The organism is Streptomyces brevispora, assembly GCF_007829885.1.
Classification (GTDB): domain Bacteria; phylum Actinomycetota; class Actinomycetes; order Streptomycetales; family Streptomycetaceae; genus Streptomyces; species Streptomyces brevispora.
Genome location: NZ_VIWW01000001.1, coordinates 2,830,465 through 2,853,457 on the forward strand (window position 1 = coordinate 2,830,465; position 22,993 = coordinate 2,853,457).

At 64.9% G+C, this 22,993-nt stretch carries 19 protein-coding genes and 1 pseudogene; 18 read left to right on the forward strand and 2 right to left on the reverse strand.

Annotated features, from left to right (window positions below):
- Positions 1-109: 109 nt before the first annotated feature.
- From FHX80_RS13025 to FHX80_RS13060, 7 genes are all read left to right on the forward strand, one after another.
- On the forward strand, positions 110-1,339 hold the full coding sequence (locus FHX80_RS13025; RefSeq protein WP_145764345.1) for a helix-turn-helix domain-containing protein: 1,230 nt from the start codon (positions 110-112) through the stop codon (positions 1,337-1,339).
- 55 nt (positions 1,340-1,394) lie between these two features.
- The gene (locus FHX80_RS35645; RefSeq protein WP_244318242.1) at positions 1,395-1,841 is read left to right on the forward strand and encodes a hypothetical protein; all 447 of its coding nucleotides are present in this window, start codon (positions 1,395-1,397) and stop codon (positions 1,839-1,841) included.
- A gap of 391 nt (positions 1,842-2,232) precedes the next feature.
- A complete protein-coding gene (locus FHX80_RS13040; protein WP_145764347.1) occupies positions 2,233-3,465 on the forward strand; it encodes an SIR2 family protein in 1,233 nt (410 codons plus the stop codon).
- A 107-nt stretch (positions 3,466-3,572) separates the two neighbouring features.
- The gene (locus FHX80_RS13045; RefSeq protein WP_145764348.1) at positions 3,573-4,895 is read left to right on the forward strand and encodes a UDP-glucose dehydrogenase family protein; all 1,323 of its coding nucleotides are present in this window, start codon (positions 3,573-3,575) and stop codon (positions 4,893-4,895) included.
- Between the two features lie 27 nt (positions 4,896-4,922).
- Positions 4,923-5,252: a MazG-like family protein gene (locus tag FHX80_RS13050; RefSeq protein WP_145764349.1), complete on the forward strand. Its 330-nt coding sequence runs from the start codon at positions 4,923-4,925 to the stop codon at positions 5,250-5,252.
- Between the two features lie 493 nt (positions 5,253-5,745).
- Entirely contained in the window at positions 5,746-6,882 is a 1,137-nt protein-coding gene (locus tag FHX80_RS13055) for a hypothetical protein (RefSeq protein WP_145764350.1), read from the forward strand.
- Between the two features lie 932 nt (positions 6,883-7,814).
- Positions 7,815-8,975: a hypothetical protein gene (locus tag FHX80_RS13060; protein ID WP_145764351.1), complete on the forward strand. Its 1,161-nt coding sequence runs from the start codon at positions 7,815-7,817 to the stop codon at positions 8,973-8,975.
- A gap of 154 nt (positions 8,976-9,129) precedes the next feature.
- Here FHX80_RS13060 and FHX80_RS13065 read toward each other — a convergent pair whose 3' ends face one another.
- Positions 9,130-9,417, reverse strand: coding sequence for a hypothetical protein (locus tag FHX80_RS13065; RefSeq protein ID WP_244318243.1), 288 nt, complete (start codon positions 9,415-9,417; stop codon positions 9,130-9,132).
- 367 nt (positions 9,418-9,784) lie between these two features.
- On the reverse strand, positions 9,785-10,054 hold the full coding sequence (locus tag FHX80_RS13070; protein WP_145764352.1) for a hypothetical protein: 270 nt from the start codon (positions 10,052-10,054) through the stop codon (positions 9,785-9,787).
- A 78-nt stretch (positions 10,055-10,132) separates the two neighbouring features.
- Between FHX80_RS13070 and FHX80_RS35650 the strand changes: the two are divergent.
- The 11 genes and pseudogenes from FHX80_RS35650 to FHX80_RS13130 all read left to right on the forward strand — a co-directional run.
- Positions 10,133-10,330: pseudogene (locus tag FHX80_RS35650) on the forward strand (DNA-binding protein); the annotation flags it as partial.
- A gap of 599 nt (positions 10,331-10,929) precedes the next feature.
- Positions 10,930-12,159: a helix-turn-helix domain-containing protein gene (locus tag FHX80_RS13080; protein WP_145764353.1), complete on the forward strand. Its 1,230-nt coding sequence runs from the start codon at positions 10,930-10,932 to the stop codon at positions 12,157-12,159.
- 178 nt (positions 12,160-12,337) lie between these two features.
- Complete coding sequence (locus tag FHX80_RS13085; RefSeq protein ID WP_244167327.1) at positions 12,338-12,661, forward strand: hypothetical protein; 324 nt, start codon at positions 12,338-12,340, stop codon at positions 12,659-12,661.
- 391 nt (positions 12,662-13,052) lie between these two features.
- Positions 13,053-14,285, forward strand: a complete 1,233-nt coding sequence (locus FHX80_RS13095) for an SIR2 family protein (protein WP_145764355.1) — start codon at positions 13,053-13,055, stop codon at positions 14,283-14,285.
- Between the two features lie 107 nt (positions 14,286-14,392).
- Positions 14,393-15,715 carry a UDP-glucose dehydrogenase family protein gene (locus FHX80_RS13100; RefSeq protein WP_145764356.1) on the forward strand — a complete coding sequence of 441 codons (1,323 nt, stop codon included), beginning with the start codon at positions 14,393-14,395 and terminating at the stop codon, positions 15,713-15,715.
- A gap of 26 nt (positions 15,716-15,741) precedes the next feature.
- Positions 15,742-16,071, forward strand: coding sequence for a MazG-like family protein (locus FHX80_RS13105; RefSeq protein ID WP_145764357.1), 330 nt, complete (start codon positions 15,742-15,744; stop codon positions 16,069-16,071).
- A 539-nt stretch (positions 16,072-16,610) separates the two neighbouring features.
- A complete protein-coding gene (locus tag FHX80_RS13110) occupies positions 16,611-18,671 on the forward strand; it encodes an ATP-dependent nuclease (RefSeq protein WP_280118778.1) in 2,061 nt (686 codons plus the stop codon).
- Positions 18,672-18,676: 5 nt separating this feature from the next.
- Complete coding sequence (locus FHX80_RS13115; protein ID WP_167523525.1) at positions 18,677-20,455, forward strand: UvrD-helicase domain-containing protein; 1,779 nt, start codon at positions 18,677-18,679, stop codon at positions 20,453-20,455.
- Between the two features lie 154 nt (positions 20,456-20,609).
- Entirely contained in the window at positions 20,610-21,776 is a 1,167-nt protein-coding gene (locus FHX80_RS13120) for a hypothetical protein (protein WP_145764360.1), read from the forward strand.
- 497 nt (positions 21,777-22,273) lie between these two features.
- Positions 22,274-22,522: a type II toxin-antitoxin system CcdA family antitoxin gene (locus FHX80_RS13125; protein ID WP_145764361.1), complete on the forward strand. Its 249-nt coding sequence runs from the start codon at positions 22,274-22,276 to the stop codon at positions 22,520-22,522.
- The gene (locus FHX80_RS13130; RefSeq protein ID WP_145764362.1) at positions 22,519-22,920 is read left to right on the forward strand and encodes a DNA-binding protein; all 402 of its coding nucleotides are present in this window, start codon (positions 22,519-22,521) and stop codon (positions 22,918-22,920) included. Before FHX80_RS13125 ends, FHX80_RS13130 begins: the two co-directional genes overlap by 4 nt.
- Positions 22,921-22,993: the final 73 nt, after the last annotated feature.

Below are 22,993 nucleotides of genomic sequence, written 5' to 3' on the forward strand. Positions count from 1 at the left end.
GCAGCTCGTCTCACGCGCAAGCCGCGTCATGGGTACCGTGCTGAAGACGAACTCTGTACGGACAGACCGGCGGTCGCGCCGGATCGTCCGGCGGCCGGGAGGTGTCCTGATGCTGGAGGAAGCCGAGGAGATCGGCAAGCGCGTCCGCAGGGCGAGGCTGCGGTTGGGTATGCCGCAGGCCGACCTGGCGACGGCCCTGGGGAAGTCGCAGGGCTGGGTGTCGAAGATGGAACGTGGCCTGATCGAGCTGGACCGGGTCGGGCTGCTCAACCAGGTGGCCGCGGAGCTGCACGTCCATCCGAACGACCTGATCGGGCGGCCGTACAGCAGCTCCCCAGACGACAACCAGTGGCAGGTTGCCGCCTCGTCGATCCTGCGCGAGCTGCGCCGCTACGACCTCGTCCCCGTCTTCGACGGGGCTCCGCGGCCCGCATCACAGCTGTGGCGTGAGGTAACCCGGCTGCACCGCCTGCGGGACACCGCCTCCAACGTGGCGATTCTCCGGGTTCTCCCGGACCTGTTCCGTGAGGCGCGTGCCCTGGCGGAGGAGTCGGAGGGGCACGAGCGGGAGGAGGCGTATGCCATCTACGCCGTGTGCTGCAAGTTCGCACACACCGCCGCCCACTCCCTCGGGCACCCCGAACTGGTCGCCATGGCGTGCGAGCGGGCCGCATGGTCAGCCAGGTTGTCGGGAGATCCGGTGCTGCCCGCCGTCGCCGACTGGATGAGGGTCTGGGACATGTGGGCGACGGCTGACTGGGCCGACGCTCTGACGCTCTCGGACAAGGCGATTACCTCGGTGGAGCAGGAGTACGACCGTGGCGAGCCGCTGGCCGTGCGGGCCTGGGGCACGCTGCAACTGCGGGCTGCGGTCTCTGCCGCCCGGGCCGGCCGCGCCTCGGAGGCCGAGGACCGGATCGGACACGCGAAGGCTGCTGCCGAGCGCATGGACGCGTATGTCGGGGCACCGGTGTACGACCGGCATTCGCTGACGTTCTCCGCCGGGAACGTGCAGATCCACGCGATCAGCGTGGCCCTGGAAATGGGCAAGCAGGGGAAGGCACTGGAGATAAACCGCCGTACCAGCCCGGGACTGGTGGGTTCGCTGCCCAACTCCCGTCAGGGACACCACCACATGGATGTCGCGCGCGCCTGGCTGTGGGACGGGAACCGGGGAAAGGCCCTGGCCGAGTTGGAGACGGCTGAGCGGATCGCGCCCCAACTCGTACGGAACCACCCCATCGCCCGTTCGACGCTTCGCAGCATCGTCTACGCGGAACGAGCAGCCACGCGGGAGAAGCTGCGGCGCATGTCCGACCGCTTCCACCTGGACGGATAGAGGTCGTATTCCTCCGGCTCATATTCGAGGGTTGTCCTGTCCCTAACTTCAGGGCATGACGCCACGACGTTCTCCCCACCTTCCCTCCCAGGGAGCCGGGTTAGGTACGGCAGCTCCCTTCGTTCCCCGGCTCGGCGACCTCGCCACCGACAGCGCCCGCGAGGACCGCGTCGGGGTCGTGGTCGCCATCCCTGGTGAGGGCTCCGCCACGACCTACCACCTGCGCCCGCCCGGGGGCGGGACCCAGTGGACCGCGCTCGCCGACGGGACGACGCTCAGACGCGTGCCGGTGCAGGCCACCCACGCCACGCTGCTGGCCGGCCGGGACGCGGTCTACGACCCGAGGGCTCTGCAAGGGTCGGTTCCCGTCAAGTTCCACTTCGATGACGGCTCGACCCTCGACGGCGCGCTCATCCTCACCGCTGCCGAGCTGGAGCGGTTGTACGCGCAGACCAGCCGCCTCCTCGACGCCCACGAACGCACCCTCGGCGGCACCTCGTGACCGTGGCTCGGCGCCGCCATGCTCGAAACGCCGCGTCCAGAACCGCACGGTCCGGCCAAGGAGGCCAAATCGCGCTCACGTTCCTGGCCGTAGCCGGCCTGGTCGGCCCGGCCTGGGCACTGCGTGAGCACGCCGGCCCGCTCCTCGGAAGCGGTGGCCACTGGCCCTCCGCCGCCGCACCGGACGCGAGCCTGCTCTCCGACCGCTGAAGCCGTTCCCGGCGTCTGGACCGCCTGCCCGTGCTCGGCCGCCGGAGCCTCCCACGCTGCTCTCTCGTCGAGCGGCGCTGAAGAACCGTCGCTCTCAGCGCGGCTTCGGCCGCCCGGAGCGGGACTGCCTGCACCCCGTCAGCCATCTGGAACATCCACGCGTGATTCTCCAGGGAGGGATCATGGACATCCCGTACGTCGTCATCGACCAGCTCGTCCCCGACCAACAGCAGGTCTGGAACACGTACTTCGGCAACGCCGATCGCCCCCGGTACATCGAGGAAGGTATCTGGCGCCGCACCCAGGAGAAGGCCACCGCCGGCCAGTCCGGCTGGGCGGCCTCCGACGATGCCCGGCGACGGATCATCCACTACCGCTACCGGTACGGCTTGGTGCCCACGACGGCTGCGCCGGCCATCGGCTTGACCGACCTGTACCTCTATCACTCCGCATCCGCCCCGGCCGACGAGATCGACGCACACCACGATGCCCTGTGGGATTCGCTCGCCACCGGTGGCTGGAAGGAGGCTCCCGGTGGATTCCTATGGACACGGCGGGATCTGAAGTGCCGGATCACCGAGCACGACGTCCACCCCCAGGACGCCGCTGCGGGCCGCGCCCTCCCAGCCGGCTACCGGAGCCTGGACGTGCAGATCGCCTCTGTGTCCTACGCGCCGCCGCCCGCTGTCCGGCAACTGCCGTGGAACGTGCTCTCCACCGGAATCCGGTTCAAAGACCGCCCCGGCACGCCGACCCGCGTGCCGGACCTGTCCGTCCTCGCGAACCTGCGACCGTTCCAGGTGGAGATCGGATGCGGTACGTCGGTCGAAGCGGGAATCCCGCCCCTGCACCGGCTCCACGAGATCTACCGGGTCACCGACCGCCAGGGCCACGAGCCGCGGGAGCACCGCTTCACCCTCTCCCCGACAGCGGACCCGCTCCTCCATGAGGTGCTGACGGAGCCGGAGGAGAAGACGGCGGAATTCGTGGAGATGTTTCGTGCCTGCTTCCTGGCCGAGCCGACCCCAGCCATGTGGGCACTGAAGGAACTGAAGGACGCCGGGCACCTCGTCGGTCCGGTCATCACCAACAACTTCGATGTACTCGCCGCGCGCGCCGGGCTCGACGAGTGCTTCATGCGCCGCTACGACCAGGCCGTACCCGATGTCGAATGGCTCGACGGCGCCAAGGCCCTCCTCGTCGTCGGCCTGCACGCCGACCGCCGCAAGGTCCAGGCTCGCGCCCGTGCTCGCGGCATGCAGATCGTCTACCTGGATCCAGAGGGCTTCTGGCACGACGGCCAGTTCATGCCATACCCGCTGGAAGGGCCCCAGGACGGCGATCTGGTGTGCCGGGCGACCGCCGCTGAGGCTCTGCCTGCACTCGTCAATCTCCTGAAACAGCACGCTGGTTGATTGACCTGCGCGAAGAGGGCCGCGCCGGGTGGTGACGCTAGCGTGACGCACCCGGCCGGCCCGGACTCCCCGGGCGGGCGAGAGGCAAGGAAAGGAGCGTCGACCCCATGCGCGTATCCGTCATCGGCTGCGGTCACCTGGGCATCCCCCACGCCGCTGCCATGGCCGAGATCGGCCACGAGGTCATCGGCGTGGACCTGGACCAGGCGAAGATCGACTGCCTCAACGCCGGCGAGTGCCCCATCTACGAGGAGGGCCTCCCGGAACTCCTAGCCACCCACACCGCATCCGGGCGACTGCGGTTCACCACCAGCCTGGTCGAAGCCGCCGAGTTCGCCGACATCCACTTCCTCGCCGTGGGCACGCCGATCGACGCGGACGGACGGAGTTACGACACCGGCCAAGTCTTCGGCGCCGCCCGCGCCCTCGCCCCGCACCTGTCCCGCCCGACCGTGATCGTCGGGAAGTCCACGGTCACCGTCGGCACCTCCCGCGACCTCGGCGCACTCCTCGCGCGTCTCTCCCCGGCCGGTGAGGACGTGGAGGTCGTCTGGAACCCGGAGTTCCTCCGCGAGGGCCACGCCATCGACGACACCCTGCGACCGGACCGGATCGTCGTCGGCGTCCCCTCGGTCCGCGCGGAGGACGCTGTGCGCCAGGTCTACGCGCCTCTCCTGGCGAACGGGATCCCGCTGTTCGTCACCGACCCCGCCACCGCCGAACTCATCAAGGGCGCCGCCAACGCCTACCTCGGCATGAAGATCTCCTTCATCAACGGCGTCGCCGACATGTGTACCGCCGCCGGAGCCGACGTCCAGCAGCTCACCGAGGCCATCGGCCTGGACCCGCGTATCGGCCGCGGCGGCCTGAACGCCGACCCCGGCTACGGCGGCGGCTGCCTCCCGAAGGACGTCCGCGCATTCACCGCCTCCGCCCGCACCCTCGGCGCTACCGAAGCAGCAACCCTTCTACGAGCCGCCGAGGAGGTCAACGAATCGCGCCCCACCGCCGCGCTGAAGCTCATCGAGCAGACTCTCGGCCGATCCGTCGACGGCGTACACATCACCGTCTGGGGCGCCTCCTTCAAGGCCGGAACCGACGACGTCCGAGAATCCCCCGCCCTGGCGATCGCCGCCCTCATGCACCAGCGCGGCGCGACCGTCACCGTCCACGACCCGCACGCCGTGCCCACGGCACTGCGCCGCCACCCCGAACTCGACTACGCCGAAGCCCTCGACGACTCCGTCCAGGGCGCCCAACTGATCGTCCTGGCCACCGAGTGGCCCCACTTCCGCGAGGCCGACCCCAAGGCCCTCGCCCCACTGGTCGCGGACCAGGTCCTCGTCGACCTCCGCAACCTCATCGACGCCGACGCCTGGCGCATGGCCGGATGGACCGTACGCCAGCTCGGACGCCCCGCACAGGAATAGCCGAAGCCATCGAACCGGAGGTCCGCCATGGACACCCTGTGGGACAACATCGAGAAGCTCTCCGCCGTCTGCCGAGCGGCTGGCGCCCATCTGCCCGACGAGGAGCTCAAGGCTCTCCAGGTCGGCAAGGTCGCCGAAGAGGCCGGCGAGGCCATGCACGCCCTCCACGGGCTGAAGGGCCTCACCACCTGCGGCGACGACCACTCCTGGTCCGAGGTCCAGAACGACCTGGTCGGCGCCGTCATCGCGGCCCTCCTGGCAATGCACTACATCGACCCCACAGGCGCCCGCGCCACCTTCGACGAGATCCTCCACCGCCGCACTCGCAGAGGCCGGGAGGCCGCTGCTGCGGCCTGACGCCGCGCCAACACGCCGTCGTCCGCGCCCACCAGGCGGGGGCGACGGCCATGCTCAAGCACGAGCCATGGCAGGCACTTGGCCCCGGCACGGTAGGACCCTCCCATACTGAATCAAGACCCGCGCACGACGCGGGCGCGCGCCGCCTCAGCGACGCGGCCTGCCTCTGCCTCCGCCCTGGCTGGCCCCGCACAGCGGCGCGCTCATCCTGCGGGTGGAAGCGAGGAAGTCATCCGTGGCTTCGAGGACATGCCTCCGGCGGGTGCGCTCAGACCCCGTGATGGATAGGGCGCCGTTCGCGGGGGCCGACTGGAGCGTGGTGGGCTCCCATCCTGGCCAAGGCTTGACCAAACACAGATCCATTTCGCTGTGCTGCCCGTCTTGCCGGAAGAGGCGTGCCGGGTAGAGAGTACCGATAGGGGGATGTTGTCAGGGGTGCCTGGTAGCTTAAGACGTCTCCCCCTAGGAGGGGCGAGTGGGGGCGGAGTCGATCATGGATGCTAGCGATGAAGATTACTTTGCGTTTTTCTCACTAACCGGTGATCGCTTCGATGCTCCGGGGATGCCGGCTGACACCGCTCGTGAAGTCGGCAACTTCCGAGAAGCCGTTCTGAAAATCGCACGCGACCTTTGGCTTGAGGGAAACCCAGACCGCCGAAGGCTGCCTAACGGATTTAACGAGGCATTCGACCTACGACTTATCGCCGTTGCAAGCGGAAGCGCCAGACCCAGAATGGTTCTCCATCGCCCTTCCGGAAAAGTCAGCGATGCCGAGTGGGGCGAGTGGTCCGATATTTACGCGCGCGCTCGCGACACGATGACCGACTCGCTGCAGAATATCGCACGCACTCGACAGCCCCCCGTTCACTTCTCGCCCGAATCCATGAAGGCGCTCAGGAGAGTCGGATCCAGCCTCCAGGACTCTGAAGCAATTATCTTGGGAGATCCGCGGCAAGGCTCCCGACGCGCGATTATCGATCTTGCAGTACGCGAGATCCTTATCGAAATCGAGGAGCTAGTACCAACGCCGCATCCGGTGCAACTCGAAGGCGTCATCGTCGAGTACGACGGCTCGTCATTGAGTTTCAGGCTTAAGACTGACTCGGGCCATTCCACGTGCAGACTAGAACATGATCAACATGACCTAGCCGAATCAGCGAAAGAGTTTCTGGCGACAGACGGGATCACCGCACCTGATGTACGCGTCGAAGGCGAAACCCCAGACGCTTCACTAAAGAACGTCTCCCTGCATCGCGTGACGGGAATTAGCGCGATTCGATCGATCGAAGAAAAATCTCTTTTGGCTCAACTCGAAAGAATTCGCGAGCTAGATAATGGGTGGCTGGGACCCGACAGCCTATCTCCTGAACCCGTCGTTGCGGATCGCATCGAGAAGGTAATTCCGAGACTGGCGACACTGGGCACGGGCGTTTCTATCGTCCCGAATGCCGAGGGAGCCATTCTTTTGGAGTGGCGGCGAGGAAACATTGAAATGACCGCTGCCGTCGAGCCCGAAAATGAGCTGTTTTTGTGTGCTGACAACACGGAAACTGATGAACTGCAGGAGAGGCAGTCAGAGTTCAGCGAACGACTGCTTACGCAATTTCTCGAGAATGGGAAGTTGAAGTGAACAAGTCTTCCGAAACTTCCATTCTCCAAGATGAGAACGAAACTCTGCTGCGCCAGGTGCACCCAACCCTGTATCCGAATGGGTGCCCATCCAAAACCGCCTTTGTCCCGTCCGAGAGAGACAAAAGTTTGCTGTCTACTCTGAGGGAGGCTGTTGGCCCGGAGGCAGCCTATCGCCGCTGGACGGAGGAGGGTCGCATCTCAGTTGGCACCTTTGGGATATCCGTGGCCGAGCTTCAGAGCGAAAACCTCACTGCCATAGATGACGCTGAGGCGACCGCTCAACCGGATCACGCGTCCGTGGACTTCACATCAGTACCGACCAAGGGCCAGCGGAGCCAGATCGGCCGCCGCCTGCGGGACGCGGCAGTCGCCAGGGGCTGCTTGTTCCAGCCCTGATTCCAGCAGGTGACCTGGAGCACGGCGACCGGCGGTCAGTTCCCGGCTGCCATGCGGACACCGGATGGCCATCCGGTCCAGACCGCCGGCCCTCCGGCGCAGCTCGGCCTGGTCCTTCGCCTCATGGTCCCTCGGGCTCCTATGCTGCTGATGATTTTCTTCGGCACGTACAAGCCTCTCCGGCGCACCAAGCCGCCCGGAGTATGGACCTTGGCAGGATCAGTTCCCCTGCCACCACCGTGCCCCATCCGTGCCCTTCAGAGCGGTCGTCCAAGTGCCGTTGATTCCCAAGCTCAGAGCGCGAGTTCGATTCTCATCACCCGCTCTTCCACTAACCCCCAGGTCAGCGACCTAGGGGTTCGTCGTTGTCTAGACCTCTCAGGACTCGCGTGCCATACAGGACCATGTGGCGTCAGGGCGAAGGCGATCCGGAGCGCGCGGCGTTGGGAATGGCACGCTCGTGGGATCGATCTGGCTCCGCTTCGCGAAATCCGGGTCGCACCTACAGACCGGAAGCACTCCGCGTGCGCGCGAATGGGTGATGATGACGCCGTGATCGTGGACCTGAGCAACTACGAGCTGGTGTGGCCGACAGATCTCTTCACGTCGGAAGGGGAACGCATCCTGAGGACGCTGACCTCGCCGTGGGAGGACCGCGCCGAGTGGCTCCTGACTGAGGCACTGGTCGGGTCAACAGCCGTGACGGACTTCCGGGAGGTTGAGGCTCCCCGTGACCCCTGGGGGGCCACACGGGAAAGCCGATCCAGGCGAGGAACCCGAGAGGACTGGTTCTCGGAGCTCATCAGCCGCGCTTCGGAGATCCGGCCCGCGGTCGCGCCCCGGCCGTACTGGCCGCAGCGACGGGGACGCGGCTTGTCGGCGGACGGGATCACCCCACGAGATGCCCGCCGTGAGTTCGCACGAATCGTCGCAGACTTCGCGGAGAAGGGCTACCTGGCTGAGCAGTTCGGCGAGGAGTGCGTCGACGGACGGGACGACCTGCCCGATGCCTCTGCTGTAATCGCCCGGCGCCTGGGCATCCCAGGGTTGTGGCCGCTCACCCCGACAGTCTGGGACGAGGACATCTTCTACGGCCTCATTGAGGTGTTCCATGACCTCGTCAGCCGTCCCCGGCTACGACGCTTCCATTCCTATGGCGGGTGTGGCTGGCACCACTCGGAGTTCCACAACGGCCCTGCCCGAGTCCTCTATCGCGCGAAGATCAACGAGCTGCTGCTCGAAGTCGACGCAGGGTACGAACTCGCCGCTGAGGGGGAGGATCTGGGCCGGCTCGTGGCAGTCACCGACGACGCACGCAGCCTGCTAGTGCACCGCGTCCTCAACGACAGCCCTCCAGCCGTCGCCGCCCGCGTCCGTCACGCCATCGCACTCTTCCGCGCTCGCGACGCATCCCTGGAGAGCAAACGGTCGGCGATCGTTGCGGCCGTCGGCATCCTGGAGGAACGCCGCGGCCTGATCCGTGATGAACTCGGGAAACCCAACGACGGGGATCTTTTCAAGATTGCCAACGGATTCGACCTGCGCCACCGACGCGCGGGCCAGCTCACCAACTACAACGACGCCTTCCTGGACTGGATCTTCTGGTGGTACCTCGCCACCATCGAACTCACCAACAAGCTGATCGAAGCAGCAGAACCCCCGAGGACCGGCACGGCATCTGCGCCTCCCTTCTAACCTCGAAGTCTCGTGACAGTCCACCGCGCGGTGCGATATACACCCCCCGCGATCCTCCGCCCCATGCATAATGCGTCGCTGTGGTCGCCCAGTAAGGCCAGTGCCATCGAGCCGGGCAGCAGCACTCGGAGACCCGTCCATCTCACCTGGGCTATCAGGGACCCGGCTTGAAAAGCTCAAAGACGGGCAGGTAGCGCGCCCAGTTGCTGCCGAAGAAGGCCATGAGGATCAACACAGCCCAAGCGGTTCCGGCGGCAACTGTCGCCATGTCTGGAAGGCCAAGGAAGGCCAGCCCAACGAAGCCTCCGGCGATCAGCACAACTGCGACGGCTACCCGGAGCACCTCTCGGTCGCCAACCGGCTTCTTGCCCTCCAGTAAAGGCTTGGGGAGAAGTGCTCCGATGTGACCATCCACGTGCTGCTCAGCGATCGTCGCAGCCAAGCCGGCGATCTCGCTGAGCGCCTCCGCGACTGTGATCGAGGGCAGCCTCCGCCTCGCGCAACTTGGCCACCACCTGGCCTGCGTGCACCTTCACCTCCCGCCGACGGGGAGAAAGGAAGGCGACGGCTCCCGAGCGGCGATGCGCCCGCATCACGGCCCCTTCAAGACGACGCAGCGCGACCCCAACCGCGAACAGCTTCTCCGCACGCCGAGCGTGGCTGGCTCCATACGCTTCCGCACAGGCTCGAATCGTTGCCTTGCACTCCAAGGTGAGCTGGTTACGGACGAATGGAACCCTCGCGCCTCTCGTCTTCAGACACAGCTTCATGAGCAACGCGACCGAGATTGCCCAGGCCACTAACCAGCGTCAATGCGGGTCCTGATCGCGGTAGAAGACCAGCACGATCACGAAGTACCCGACCACAACGTAAGCGAGCGTGCTCACAGCAAGCATGAATATGAACCACGGGGCTTCCGCTGCGGACGCATGCCGTAGAGCAATCCTGATTCGCGGTGGAATGGGCCACCATCCATAGCCCAGCCGATCGAGGTCAGAACGAAGTTCAGCTACCGCCTCGTCGCCCCAGCGCAGCGCACGCCGACGCCACCTCGCCGAAAGCGAAATGTTCAGACTCATGGCCGCGAGCATGCCACCCGTCACCGACAACGGTGCATGACACTGATGCCGGGGCCGTACGGCTCCCCAGCCGGGCAGGCCCTGTCCTGCGTCAAGGTGGAATCGGTCACCGAACAAGCGGCGAAAGCGGCAGCGGAGCTCCTCAAAGGCGCGGGGGTGCACGGGCACAAGTGCGCCACCGTCGCCGAAGTCGCACCGCACCAACCGAAACCCGTCGCCCTCCTGACCTCCGCCAACGACGAAATAGCCAAGCTCTGCGGCAACCAAGCACGCATCCCTCTCTGCCCCCGGACCACCCGGAGCACGCGTCTCGCGAGACTCGCCGCACTGCCAACCCTCGTGCCCCATCCGTGCCCAGCAGAGCGGACAACAGCGGTCAGATAGGGCTTTCAGAGACCGGGGGCCATCCACTTGCCCACCGCGAAACCCCAGTTCAGAGGGCCTCTACCAACCCAAGAACCGTTGATTCCCAAGCTCAGAGCGCGAGTTCGATTCTCGTCACCCGCTCCATGATGAAGGCCCTGGTCGGAGACCAGGGCCTTGTTTGTTGTCTAGACCATTTTCAGAGCCCCTGCCATTCGCGTGCCATAACAGCCCTCCCGACCCGCATCAATGGTGGATGCGTCACCCCTCAGGGCGGGCGGGGCACCAGCGGGTGAACCGTCGCACCTGCAGGCCGGAGTGCGTGAACAGCGACTCGACCAGGTCGAAACCGGCACAGGCCCACGAGAGAGAACCGGGCCGTGCGCCCGCCAACTCTCACCCGACAGCTCGACGCACGCGCAAGCCGCGTCATGGGTACCGTGCTGGAGACGAACTCTGTACGGACAGAACGGCGATCGCGCCGGATCGTCCGGCGGCCGGGAGGTGTCCTGATGCTGGAGGAAGCCGAGGAGATCGGCAAGCGCGTCCGCAGGGCGAGGCTGCGGTTGGGCATACCGCAGGCCGACCTGGCGACGGCCCTGGGGAAGTCACAGGGCTGGGTGTCGAAGATGGAACGTGGCCTGATCGAGCTGGACCGGGTCGGGCTGCTCAACCAGGTGGCAGCGGAACTGCACATCCATCCGAACGACCTGATCGGACGCCCGTACAGCAGCTCCCCCGACGACAACCAGTGGCAGGTTGCCGCCTCGTCGATCCTGCGCGAGCTGCGCCGCTACGACCTCGTCCCCGTCTTCGACGGGGCTCCGCGGCCCGCATCACAGCTGTGGCGTGAGGTGACCCGGCTACACCGCTTGCGGGACACCGCTTCCAACGTGGCGATTCTTCGCGTTCTCCCGGACTTGTTCCGCGAGGCGCGCGCCCTGGCTGAGGAGTCGGAGGGGCACGAGCGGGAGGAGGCGTATGCCATCTACGCCGTGTGCTGCAAGTTCGCACACACCGCCGCCCACTCCCTCGGGCACCCCGAACTGGTCGCCATGGCCTGCGAGCGGGCCGCCTGGTCAGCCAGGTTGTCGGGAGATCCGGTGCTGCCCGCCGTCGCCGGCTGGATGAGGGTCTGGGACATGTGGGCAACGGCTGACTGGGCCGACGCTCTGACGCTCTCGGACAAGGCCATCACCTCGGTGGAGCAGGAGTACGACCGTGGCGAGCCGCTGGCCGTGCGGGCCTGGGGCACACTGCAGCTACGGGCTGCGGTCTCCGCCGCCCGAGCCGGCCGCGCCTCGGAGGCCGAGGACCGTATCGGGCACGCGAAGGCTGCTGCCGAGCGCATGGACGCGTACGTCGGGGCACCGGTGTACGACCGGCATTCGCTGACGTTCTCCGCCGGGAACGTGCAGATCCACGCGATCAGCGTGGCCCTGGAGATGGGCAAGCAGGGCAAGGCGCTGGAGATAAACCGCCGTACCAGCCCGGGACTGGTGGGTTCGCTGCCCAACTCCCGTCAGGGACACCACCACATGGATGTCGCGCGCGCCTGGCTGTGGGACGGGAACCGAGGCAAGGCCCTGGCCGAGTTGGAGACAGCCGAGCGGATCGCACCCCAGCTCGTACGGAACCACCCCATCGCCCGTTCGACGCTTCGCAGCATCGTCTACGCGGAACGATCAGCCACGCGGGAGAAGCTGCGGCGCATGTCCGACCGCTTTCACCTGGACGGATAGAGGTCGTATTCCTCCGGCTCATATTCGAGGGTTGGCCGGTCCCTAACTTCAGGGCATGACGCCACGACGTTCTCCCCACCTCCCATCCCAGGTAGCCGGATTAGGTACCGCAGCTCCCTTCGTTCCCCGGCTCGGCGACCTCGCCACCGACAGCGCCCGCGAGGATCGTGTGGGGGTCGTGGTCGCCCTCCCTGGTGAGGGCTCCGCCACGACCTACCACCTGCGCCCTCCCGGGGGCGGGACCCAGTGGTCCGCGCCCGCCGACGGGACGACGCTCAGGCCCGTGCCGGTGAAGGCCACCCACGCCACGCTGCTGGCCGGCCGGGACGCGGTCTACGACCCGAGGGCCCGGCAAGGGTCGGTTCCCGTCGAGTTCCACTTCGATGACGGCTCGACCCTCAATGGCGCCCTCATCCTCACCACGGCGGAGCTGGAGCGGTTGTACGCGCAGACCAGCCGTCTCTTGGATGCACACGAACGCGCCCTCGGCGGCACCTCGTGACCGGGGCACGGCGCCGCCATGCCCGAATCGCCGCGTCCACAACCGCACGGGCCGACCACGGAGGTCGAATCGCGCTCACGTTCCTGGCCGTCGCCGGCCTGGTCGGACCGGCCTGGGCACTGCATGAGCACGCCGGCCCGCTCCTTGAAGGAGCTGGCCACCGGCCCTCCGCCGCCGCACCGGACGCGAGCCTGCCCTCCGACCGCTGAGGCCGCTCCCGGCACCGCCGCCGTCTGCCCGCGCTCAGCCGCCGGAGCCGCCCGCGCTGCTCTCTCTTCGAGCGGCGCTGAAGAACCGTCCCGCTCAGCGCGGCTTCGGCTGCCCGGAGCGGGACGGCCTGCACCTCGTCAGCCATCTGGAACATCCACGCGTGATTCCCCAGGGAGGGATCATGGACATCCCGTACATCGTCATCGACCAGCTCGTCCCCGACCAGCAGCAGGTCTGGAAGACGTACTTCGGCGACGCCGACCGCCCCCGCTACATCGAGGAAGGCATCTGGCGCCGCACCCAGGAGAAGGCCACCGCCGACCAGTCCGGCTGGGCGGCCTCCGACGACGCACGGCGGCGGATCATCCACTACCGCTACCGGTACGGACTGGTGCCCACCACGGCTGCGCCGGCCATCGGCTTGACCGACCTGTACCTCTATCACTCCGCGTCCGCCCCGGCCGACGAGGTCGCCGCGCACCACGACGCCCTGTGGGATTCGCTCGCCGCTGGCGGCTGGAAGGAGGCTCCTGGTGGATTCTTATGGACCCGCCGGGATCTGAAGTGCCGGATCACCGAGCACGAGGTCCACCCCCAGGACTCCTCTGCGGGCCGCACCCTCCCAGCCGGCTACCGGAGCCTGGACGTGCAGATCGCCTCTGTGTCCTACGCACCGCCGCCCGCTGTCCGGCAACTGCCGTGGAACGTGCTCTCCACCGGAATCCGGTTCAAAGACCGCCCCGGCACGCCGACCCGCGTGCCGGACCTATCCGTCTTCGCGAACCTGCGACCGTTCCAGGTGGAGATCGGATGCGGTACGTCGGTCGAGGCGGGCATCCCGCCCCTGCACCGGCTCCACGAGATCTACCGGGTCACCGACCGCCAGGGTCACGAGCCGCGGGAGCACCGCTTCACCCTCTCCCCGACAGCGGACACACTCCTCCATGAGGTGCTGACGGAGCCGGAGGAGAAGACGGCGGAATTCGTGGAGATGTTCCGTGCCTGCTTCCTGGCCGAGCCGACCCCAGCCATGTGGGCGCTGAGGGAACTGAAGGACGCCGGGCACCTCGTCGGTCCGGTCATCACCAACAACTTCGACGTGCTCGCCGCGCGGGCCGGGCTCGACGAGTGCTTCATGCGCCGCTACGACCAAGCCGTACCCGACGTCGAGTGGGTCGACGGCGCCAAGGCACTCCTCGTCGTCGGCTTGCACGCCGACCGACGCAAGGTCCAGGCTCGCGCCCGTGCTCGCGGCATGCAGATCGTCTACCTGGACCCGGAGGGCTTCTGGCACGACGGCCAGTTCATGCCGTACCCGCTGGAGGGGCCCCAGGACGGTGACTTGGTGTGCCGGGCTACCGCCGCTGAGGCGTTGCCCGCACTGGTCAATCTCCTGAAGCAGCCCGCTGGTTGATTTACCTGCACGAAGAGGGCCGCGCCGGGTGGTGACGCTAGCGTGACGCACCCGGCCGGCCCGGACTCACCGGGCGGGCGAGAGGCAAGGAAAGGAGCGTCGACCCCATGCGCGTATCCGTCATCGGCTGCGGTCACCTGGGCATCCCCCACGCCGCTGCCATGGCCGAGATCGGCCATGAGGTCCTCGGCGTGGACCTGGACCAGGCGAAGATCGACCGCCTCAACGCCGGCGAGTGCCCCATCTACGAGGAAGGTCTCCCGGAACTCCTCGCAGCCCACACCGCCTCCGGGCAACTGCGGTTCACCACCAGCCTCGCCGAAGCCGCCGAGTTCGCCGACATCCACTTCCTCGCCGTGGGCACGCCCATCGACGCTGACGGACGGAGCTACGACACCGGCCAGGTCTTCGGCGCCGCCCGCGCCCTCGCACCGCACCTGACCCGCCCGACCGTCATCGTCGGCAAGTCCACAGTCACCGTCGGCACCTCCCGCGACCTCGGCGTACTTCTCGCGCGCCTCTCCCCGGCCGGTGAGGACGTAGAGGTCGTCTGGAACCCCGAGTTCCTTCGTGAGGGCCACGCCATCGACGACACCCTGCGCCCCGACCGAATCGTCGTAGGCGTCCCCTCGGCCCGCGCAGAGGACGCCGTACGCCAGGTCTACGCACCTCTCCTGGCGAGCGGGATCCCGCTGTTCGTCACCGACCCCGCCACCGCCGAACTCATCAAGGGCGCCGCCAACGCCTACCTCGGCATGAAGATCTCGTTCATCAACGGTGTCGCCGACATGTGTACCGCTGCCGGAGCCGACGTCCAGCAGCTCACCGAGGCCATCGGCCTCGACCCCCGTATCGGCCGCGGCGGCCTCAACGCCGGACCCGGCTACGGAGGCGGCTGCCTCCCGAAGGACGTCCGCGCCTTCACCGCCTCCGCCCGCACCCTCGGCGCCGCCGAGGCAGCGACCATGCTGCGCGCGGCGGAGGAGGTCAACGAATCCCGACCCACCGCCGCGCTGAGGCTCATCGAGCAGACGCTCGGCCGCCCCGTCGACGGCGTGCGCATCACCGTCTGGGGCGCTTCCTTCAAGGCCGGGACCGACGACGTCCGCGAATCCCCGGCCCTGGCGATCGCCGCCCTCATGCACCAGCGCGGCGCCACCGTCACCGTCCACGACCCATACGCCGTGCCCACGGCACTGCGCCGGCACCCGGAGCTCGACTACGCCGAAGCCCTCGACGACTCCGTCCAGGGCGCCCAACTGATCGTCCTGGCCACCGAGTGGCCCCACTTCGGAGAGGCCGACCCCAAGGCCCTCTCCCCACTGGTCGCGGCCCCGGTCCTCGTCGACCTCCGCAACCTCATCGACGCCGACGCCTGGCGCATGGCCGGATGGACCGTACGCCAGCTCGGACGACCCGCACAGGAATAGCCGAACCCATCGACCCGGAGGTCCGCGTGGACACCCTGTGGGACAACATCGAGAAGCTCTCCGCAGTCTGCCGAGCGGCAGGCGCCCATCTCCCCGACGAGGAGCTCAAGGCCCTCCAGGTCGGCAAGGTCGCCGAGGAGGCCGGCGAGGCCATGCACGCCCTCCACGGCCTGAAGGGCCTCACGACCTGCGGTGACAACCATGCTTGGTCCGAGGTCCAGAACGATCTCGTCGGCGCCGTCATCGCCGCCCTCCTGGCCATGCACTACATCGACCCCACCGGCGCCCGCACCACCTTCGACTTGATCCTCCACCGCAGGACGCGTAGCGGGCGCGAGGCTGCTGGCGCAGTCTGACGCCCGCTGAACGCACCGCCGGCCGCGCCCCATGAGGTGCGGTCGGCGGCCGTACTTAGGGCCCCCATCGCGTGGATAGGTGTGTCAAGCCCCGCTCCGAGCACGATCTATTTACTGCGTCAAGGCACCCGCCGCGCGGCGGTACAGCCCGTGCGGCGAAACGCCCCCGGCCTGCGCTCCTGTCTCCGCCCCGCTGCAGGCCCATCCGCCGGCTGCACGCCTGATCGGGTTAATGGCTGGCTACTCCCTCCATGGCCGGACGGCCAACCCCGCGAAGGCTAAGTGGCCGCCGCGCGCCATAGTTCGCACCTCGATCCCACGTCTTGTGGCAAAGAGCCAGTCGCACATCGCCCACCGTGACAAACTGCCCCATCGGTAACGCAAGTTATCTGCTTACAGCCTTTCTCTGCGCCCACGGCTTCACCACGTGCGAACACGTGCGACCGCGGACGGAAGCATGTGCACGTCAGGAGCGATCGGTGAGCGTAGGGCAGCCAGCACAGCCTCAGCAGCACGAGCGGCCACCAGCCGTAACCAGGGTGGAAGTCAAAAATTTTCGCCTACTACGGGAGGTGAGCGTGACTTTCGATGAGGACGTTACTGTATGCGTGGGCAGAAACAATACAGGGAAGACTTCCCTCGCCGAGGTGCTCAGCAGGTTTTTGCGCCCCGGTGAAATTAGCCTACGCCTAGAGGACTTCTCCGCAGAATCATACGTAGAGTTCGCTGAAGCGTATCGAAGGTTCTCTAAAGGCGACGAGGCCGAGGCCAGGACGCTGCTACCCGAAATTTCTACAAAAGTCTTCCTGGCATACGACAACAGTGCGGGCGAATACGGAGACCTGGGTCCTCTCATCGTCGACCTTGACCCAGATTGCACTCAAGCCATTATCGCTATCCGCTACGCACTCAAGCCTGGAGCGATGAAGGACTTCTTCCGTGATGCACCAAAGACACTGACAGGAGAATGGGGCGAATCCCTACTACTATCCCTCGTCGGCCCACGGATTCCACACCTCTACGAGCGCACAGCGATTGCCATCGACCCGACCGACATGACCAATTTTCGCGACATTTCGATGACAAACGTCGCCCGTGCCATCAAGGTCGATTTCGTAAAGGCACAGCGAGGTCTCGATGACGAAAAGGAACGCCCAAAGGACCAGATCGGCAAGATCCTTGAATCGCTATTTATGGTAGCCGCCAAGGCCGACGATGGATCCATCCTGAAGGATTTCGCAGATAGTACCGAAAACGCCTTGGAAGAGATCGTCGAAAAGCTGAACACTCACTTGCAGGAGATGTACAGCAGGATGGCACCGACTGTCTCTGAATTCGGCTATCCAGGCTTGGGAAATAAAAACTTTTCAACGCGGACCACTCTCGACCCCAAGCGTCTTCTGTCAAACTTCACCAGCATCAAGTATCCCGGTTCGGCCGGCGTGGAGCTCCCCGAGTCTTACAGCGGGCTCGGGTCGCGCAACCTTTTGATGATCCTCCTAACACTCTTCAGTTACTATCGGGAGTACTCGGCTCGGGGTAGCAAATCGTCCGTACATTTGGTGTTTATCGAGGAACCTGAGGCGCACCTCCATCCGCAGATGCAAGAAATCTTCATTCATCAATTGGGCGTCTTCAAGAATAAGTTTCCGACTGCGGATGGGGAAGATCAGAGCTGGAACGCCCAGTTCCTAGTAACGACGCACTCTGCGCACATTGCCAATAGAGCCGGATTCCCTGCCATTAGGTATTTTCGCTTGAGTGAGAGTGAAGATGTGCACGAGGCAAGCAGCTCAACAATCCTCAATCTAGCAGAGGCTCCGGGAGTTGATAAGGACTTCCTGCACAAGTACCTGACGCTCACTCGCGCTGACCTTTTCTTCGCTGACAAGGCAATCCTCATCGAAGGAACGACCGAACGCATTTTTATTCCTGCTGCGATTGCCGACTTCGACGACGCCAGACAGAAGAATGGAAGCATTAGTCTTTCGAGTCAATACGTGAGCATTATGGAGGTAGGCGGCGCACACGCGCACATCTTCTATCCGTTCCTTGATTTCCTCGGTTTGCAGACGCTCGTCATCACTGACATGGATCCGGCGAAGGTAGGATCCAGCTCACAGCGCCTGGAGGCTTGCTGCGTCCATGAGGGAACAGCGACAACTAATCAAGCCATTAAAAAATGGTTCGAAGATTCCGCACTATCCCCTGCCGATCTGCTCAAGAACGCCGAGCACAGTATTCCAGTCATCGGCATGCGCGGCCTTGCCTATCAGATCCCCGAAACCACCATCGACGGTCCGTGTGGGCGCACGTTCGAAGACGCCTTCATTTTGGCTAACCCGACAAAATTTAACCTGTCGAGCGCCGATGGTAAACCCACTCCCCAGATCGAACTGGACGCTCGAGAAGAGGCGAGGAAGTACAAAAAAAGCGACTTCGCTCTAACCTTCGCCATTGAACAGAAAGATTGGAAGGTACCACGCTACATCCAGCGTGGTCTCGAATGGCTACTCGATCAAGCGCCCGCACCGGAAAACGATGAGGAGACGGCATTCCTCGGCGAGGTTCCTTCGGTCGGTCAGGTGGCGGTCCGATGAGTCAGATGGGTGTCAGCGTCACGACGGCCGAGGAGGAGAGCAAGGAAACGCTGCAGAGCATCCTTGCGGCATTGAGTGACAGGCGCAACTTCAAGTTGGAGGCCGGAGCCGGGGCGGGGAAAACCCACTCCCTAGTCGAAACCCTCCGACACATTTTGACAAATCGACGCCGGTTTCTTCCGCGCCAGGGACAGCGCGTGGCCTGCATTACATACACAAACGTTGCCCGGAACGAGATAATTCGTCGCACCGATGGTAGCCCTCACATCTTCGCCGAAACCATCCACGGATTCCTCTGGGAAATCATCTCTCCTTTCAGAAAGTCACTGCTGCGCGAAATCCCACATTTGTCCGGCTGGGATAGAATCTTAGAGGGACAGACCAGCCTGGAGGTGTGTGACATCTCCTACGACCTTGGATTCCGAGGAATACACGAGAATACTGTTCGACTGCATCACGATGATATTCCTGCCCTCGCTATACGCCTTTTCGATAACCAAAAGTTTCGGGACCTGGTATCCGACAGGTTTCCCATCATTCTTGTGGATGAATATCAGGACACTCCCTCGGGATTGGCCGAGGTCATGATTGGAGAGCATGCGCTCTCCTCGTTCGGATCCTCCTACGGATTCTTCGGCGATCATTGGCAGCAGATTTACGATAAGACCTGTGGATCGATTGATCATCTACCTGTAACGTTAATTCAGAAGCGTGCGAACTGGCGATCGAGTCAATCCGTCGTCGACGTCCTCAACCACATGCGCCCGGAGTTGCCCCAGGCGGCGGTGAGCGATGCCGAGCCTGGATCCGTAACCGTATATCACACAAATAGCTGGACTGGGTCACGAGGCACCCACTCAAAGAAGGGGCAAATCCCGGACGACGTCCTTAAGGAAACACTTCGCTGGGTTACAGAGGATCGGCTGAGTCGGCAGAAGAGTTGGGACGCCGATGGGCACCCCAAGGTGCTGATGCTGACTCACTCCTCGATTGCCTCCGAGCTAGGTTTCATCAATATCGATCGGTCCTTTAGTCGCAACGAGGATTTCGTACGGAAGAACGATGACGTCGTGGCATTTCTGCTGGATGTCGTCGAACCCTGTTGCGACTATTTCAATAGCAAGCAATACGGCCCCATGTTCGATCTCTTGAAACGCTCCAGACCTCGCATGGTACAACGTAGCGATAAGACCGGCTGGACGGATCTCTTCAAAACGATCAATGCTGCTAGAGCGAAGGGAACCGTCGGAGATGTCTTGGATATTCTCCTTCAACAGAAATATTTCTCTCTCCCGCAATCAGTTACCAACAGGCACCGCAAGTGGGAACTTGCCCTACGAGACCTCGAGGATGGACAAGAAATTACTGAACCTCGTCGCCTAGCGAGCTACGGAAAGTTCAGAGGCGTCAACTATCGCGAGGTTCTCGCGCTGCGCGATTATGTCGAAGAGAACACGCCTTTTTCCACCCAGCACGGTGTCAAGGGAGCCGAGTATCCGCGCGTCCTAGCCGTTTTTGGTGGCGGCTGGACCCAGTACAACTTTCCGGACATGTTGGCTAATTTCTCTCAGCGGGATTCATTGAGTGCGCAGGGCAGGAGGCGCTTCGAAAGATCGCGCAACCTGTTCTATGTAGCATGCTCGCGCGCTCAAAAAGATCTCGTCCTCCTGTTTACAACTCAGCTTTCCTGCAGCGCTTTGGAGACTCTCAAAGAATGGGTAGGTGACGTCAATATTGTAGATGTTCAGTACTCGCCAGAGGGAATTAAGTCCCCCTCCGCCTGAATTCCGTGACAGCAGGGAAGTTGAGAGTCATGGCGGAGCGCACGAACCGTGCGCAGCGGCCTGAAGCGCCGGCGGCACTTCGACTCCGAGCATCCCGGCCTGAGCGTTGCTTGCACCTTGCCGGTGAGAAGTGGCGTGCCGCACTATTCGCCGTATGAATGAATATGATCGCCAACCTAACCCAGGCACCGGCCTGCGGGGGCCAAGGTACGCCCGCCGCAACCAGATCGACCCCACCGCTGATGCAGGCGAATACGGGCGGTGGGTGGCTGCGGACGAATCGGGCTGGGATGGTGATCAGCTGCACGGAGCGCCGCGCAGCCGTTACCTCTCGGTCGGATCGGTAGCCATCAGCGACGCCGATGCCGAGTCCATCGTGGAAGAGATCCGCAAGGCCACTCGCTTGCAGGCTCCGGAGCTGAAGTTCTCCGGAGCGTTCGCCGGCTCGAAAAATGGCCCGCGCCGTCCGATTCTCTCCGGCCTGCTGGCGCCGGGCGGTGCTCTGCATGGCCGGGCCTCGGTCTATCTCATCGACAAGCACTACTTCGTCGTTGCCAAACTGATCGACCTGTTCGTCGAGGAGAAGCTCTACAAGCAGGGCCGTGACATCCGTGGCTCAGGCCAGGCTCGGAAGATGGCCCGCAGCCTGTTCACCGAGGGGCCGCGCGCTTTGGGGGCGCCACTCTTCGACCGCCTGCTGGCATCGACCGTGGCCTTCACCTCCCAGAAGAACCGGGACCAGCGGGTGACGCCCGACGACTTCTTCGACGTCATCGAGCAAGCGTGGACCCGCTCTCACCGACGCAACGTCACCGATACGCTGGCCCTGCTACGCACCACCAGACAGGAAGCAACGGAGTACGTCCGAGACGCCTTCGAGCCCAATGGCACGCTCCCGCAAGCACTCGAGCCGCTCATCCCGACCGTCCGTGCGGTCACCGAAATCTGGTCGCGGAAGCTAGGCAGGGTGAACATGTTGGTCGATGACCAGAGGGCTCTGACCGATGTGAACCTCGATGACATCGAGACGGATATACGCGACCGCGGGCATCCGGAGTTCCGCTACCTGTCCCGCGGCTTGCATCTGGGCCATCTCCGGCGAGGGAAGTCTGTGGAGCATCCGTCACTGCAGCTCGCGGACTTGTTGTCCGGGGCCGGGTACGCGGTAGCGGAGCGTCATGCCGGAGTGCCGAACCCCGCAGGAGACGACCTCTACTCTGCCGTTGTGCCGCTAATCGACCAAATGAGCATGCTCCCGCACGACGAGCCCGCGAAGGTGGCTCGGCCTGGAGCACCATCCGTCACGAGTCGCACCGGGTGAATTTAGGAGGCTCCGGCGACGATACGGAGTTCGCCGCCTGCGGACTCGACGAGGAGGCGATCGCCGGGCTGCGTCAGGGGGCACAGACTTGGGCCGACGACATCGGGGAACGACTTCACGAGCTCGGATCCCCGCACGAGGACTGATGGCCTGACCGCATGCCCACTACGCGACAGGCCGCGGTTCGCGAGAGGGACTGATCGCCTCTCGGCCGTCGTGCCCCATCCGTGCCCTTCGTAGCGGACAACAGCGGTCAAGCACGGCGCCCATAGACCACGCCGACCTCATCTGGACCGGGTAAACATGCAGGTCAGGGCGACTGCGCCAATCTAAGCACCGTTGATTCCCAAGCTCAGAGCGCGAGTTCGATTCTCGTCACCCGCTCTTTGAATCAAGGCCCTGGTCGACGACCGGGGCCTTTCTGTTTCTCCCGGAGGTCCAAGGCCGGCAGGCTGGATCTCCGGGCCATCCCGCGCATACTTCGATATGCTTGCTGCGTGCCCTCCACGACTCGCATCACCGTCACGCTCCCCAGCGACCAGGTGGCGGAGCTCCGCAAGCTCACGGACAACGTCTCCGGCTACGTGGCGGAAGCCGTGGCCCGCCAGATCCGGCACCAGCTTCTGGGCGACGACCTCCGCCGCCATGAGGCGGAGCACGGGCCCTTCAGCGACGAGGAGCTCTCCGAGGCCCGCGCGAAGATCTTCGGCAGCGGCGGTGCCTCCAAGGACGCGGACGCCGCGTGAGCGAGCGCATTGAGACCGTCGCTCTGGACTCGGAAGGGCTCTCCGCCTGGATCGCGCAGGACCGCAAGTTCCTCGCGATGCTGCAGGTCTTCCACGACATGGGCGCCGACCTGGTGATCGGGGCGAACACCATCGTTGAAGTCACCCACTCCCGCGCCGACATGCCCCGCCTGAACTGGACGCTGTCCCGCATCAAGGTGGAGCCGGTCACCGAACAAGCTGCGAAAGCAGCAGCGGAGCTCCTCAAAGGCGCCGGACTGCACGGGCACAAGTACGCCATCGACGCCACGGTCGCCGAGGTCGCCCTGCGCCAGCCGAAACCGGTCGCCCTCCTGACGTCCGACAGCGACGACATGACCAAGCTCTGCGGCAAACAAGTACGCATCATCCCTCTCTGACTGGCCCACCCCGAGCACCTATCCAGGCAGGGTTCGTTGCGCTGTCGGCCCTCGTGCCCCATCCGGGCCCAGC

Excerpts from the sequence above, each read along its gene's own strand:
- FHX80_RS13050 (WP_145764349.1), top strand. The coding sequence starts at position 4,923 with ATGGACACCCTGTGGGACAACATCGAGAAGCTCTCCGCCGTCTGCCGA.
- FHX80_RS13055 (WP_145764350.1), top strand. The coding sequence starts at position 5,746 with ATGGATGCTAGCGATGAAGATTACTTTGCGTTTTTCTCACTAACCGGT.
- FHX80_RS13080 (WP_145764353.1), top strand. The coding sequence starts at position 10,930 with ATGCTGGAGGAAGCCGAGGAGATCGGCAAGCGCGTCCGCAGGGCGAGG.
- FHX80_RS13040 (WP_145764347.1), top strand. The coding sequence starts at position 2,233 with ATGGACATCCCGTACGTCGTCATCGACCAGCTCGTCCCCGACCAACAG.
- FHX80_RS13095 (WP_145764355.1), top strand. The coding sequence starts at position 13,053 with ATGGACATCCCGTACATCGTCATCGACCAGCTCGTCCCCGACCAGCAG.
- FHX80_RS13115 (WP_167523525.1), top strand. The coding sequence starts at position 18,677 with ATGGGTGTCAGCGTCACGACGGCCGAGGAGGAGAGCAAGGAAACGCTG.
- FHX80_RS35645 (WP_244318242.1), top strand. The coding sequence starts at position 1,395 with ATGACGCCACGACGTTCTCCCCACCTTCCCTCCCAGGGAGCCGGGTTA.
- FHX80_RS13070 (WP_145764352.1), bottom strand. The coding sequence starts at position 10,054 with ATGAGTCTGAACATTTCGCTTTCGGCGAGGTGGCGTCGGCGTGCGCTG.
- FHX80_RS13120 (WP_145764360.1), top strand. The coding sequence starts at position 20,610 with ATGAATGAATATGATCGCCAACCTAACCCAGGCACCGGCCTGCGGGGG.
- FHX80_RS13045 (WP_145764348.1), top strand. The coding sequence starts at position 3,573 with ATGCGCGTATCCGTCATCGGCTGCGGTCACCTGGGCATCCCCCACGCC.
- FHX80_RS13060 (WP_145764351.1), top strand. The coding sequence starts at position 7,815 with ATGGGTGATGATGACGCCGTGATCGTGGACCTGAGCAACTACGAGCTG.
- FHX80_RS13100 (WP_145764356.1), top strand. The coding sequence starts at position 14,393 with ATGCGCGTATCCGTCATCGGCTGCGGTCACCTGGGCATCCCCCACGCC.
- FHX80_RS13025 (WP_145764345.1), top strand. The coding sequence starts at position 110 with ATGCTGGAGGAAGCCGAGGAGATCGGCAAGCGCGTCCGCAGGGCGAGG.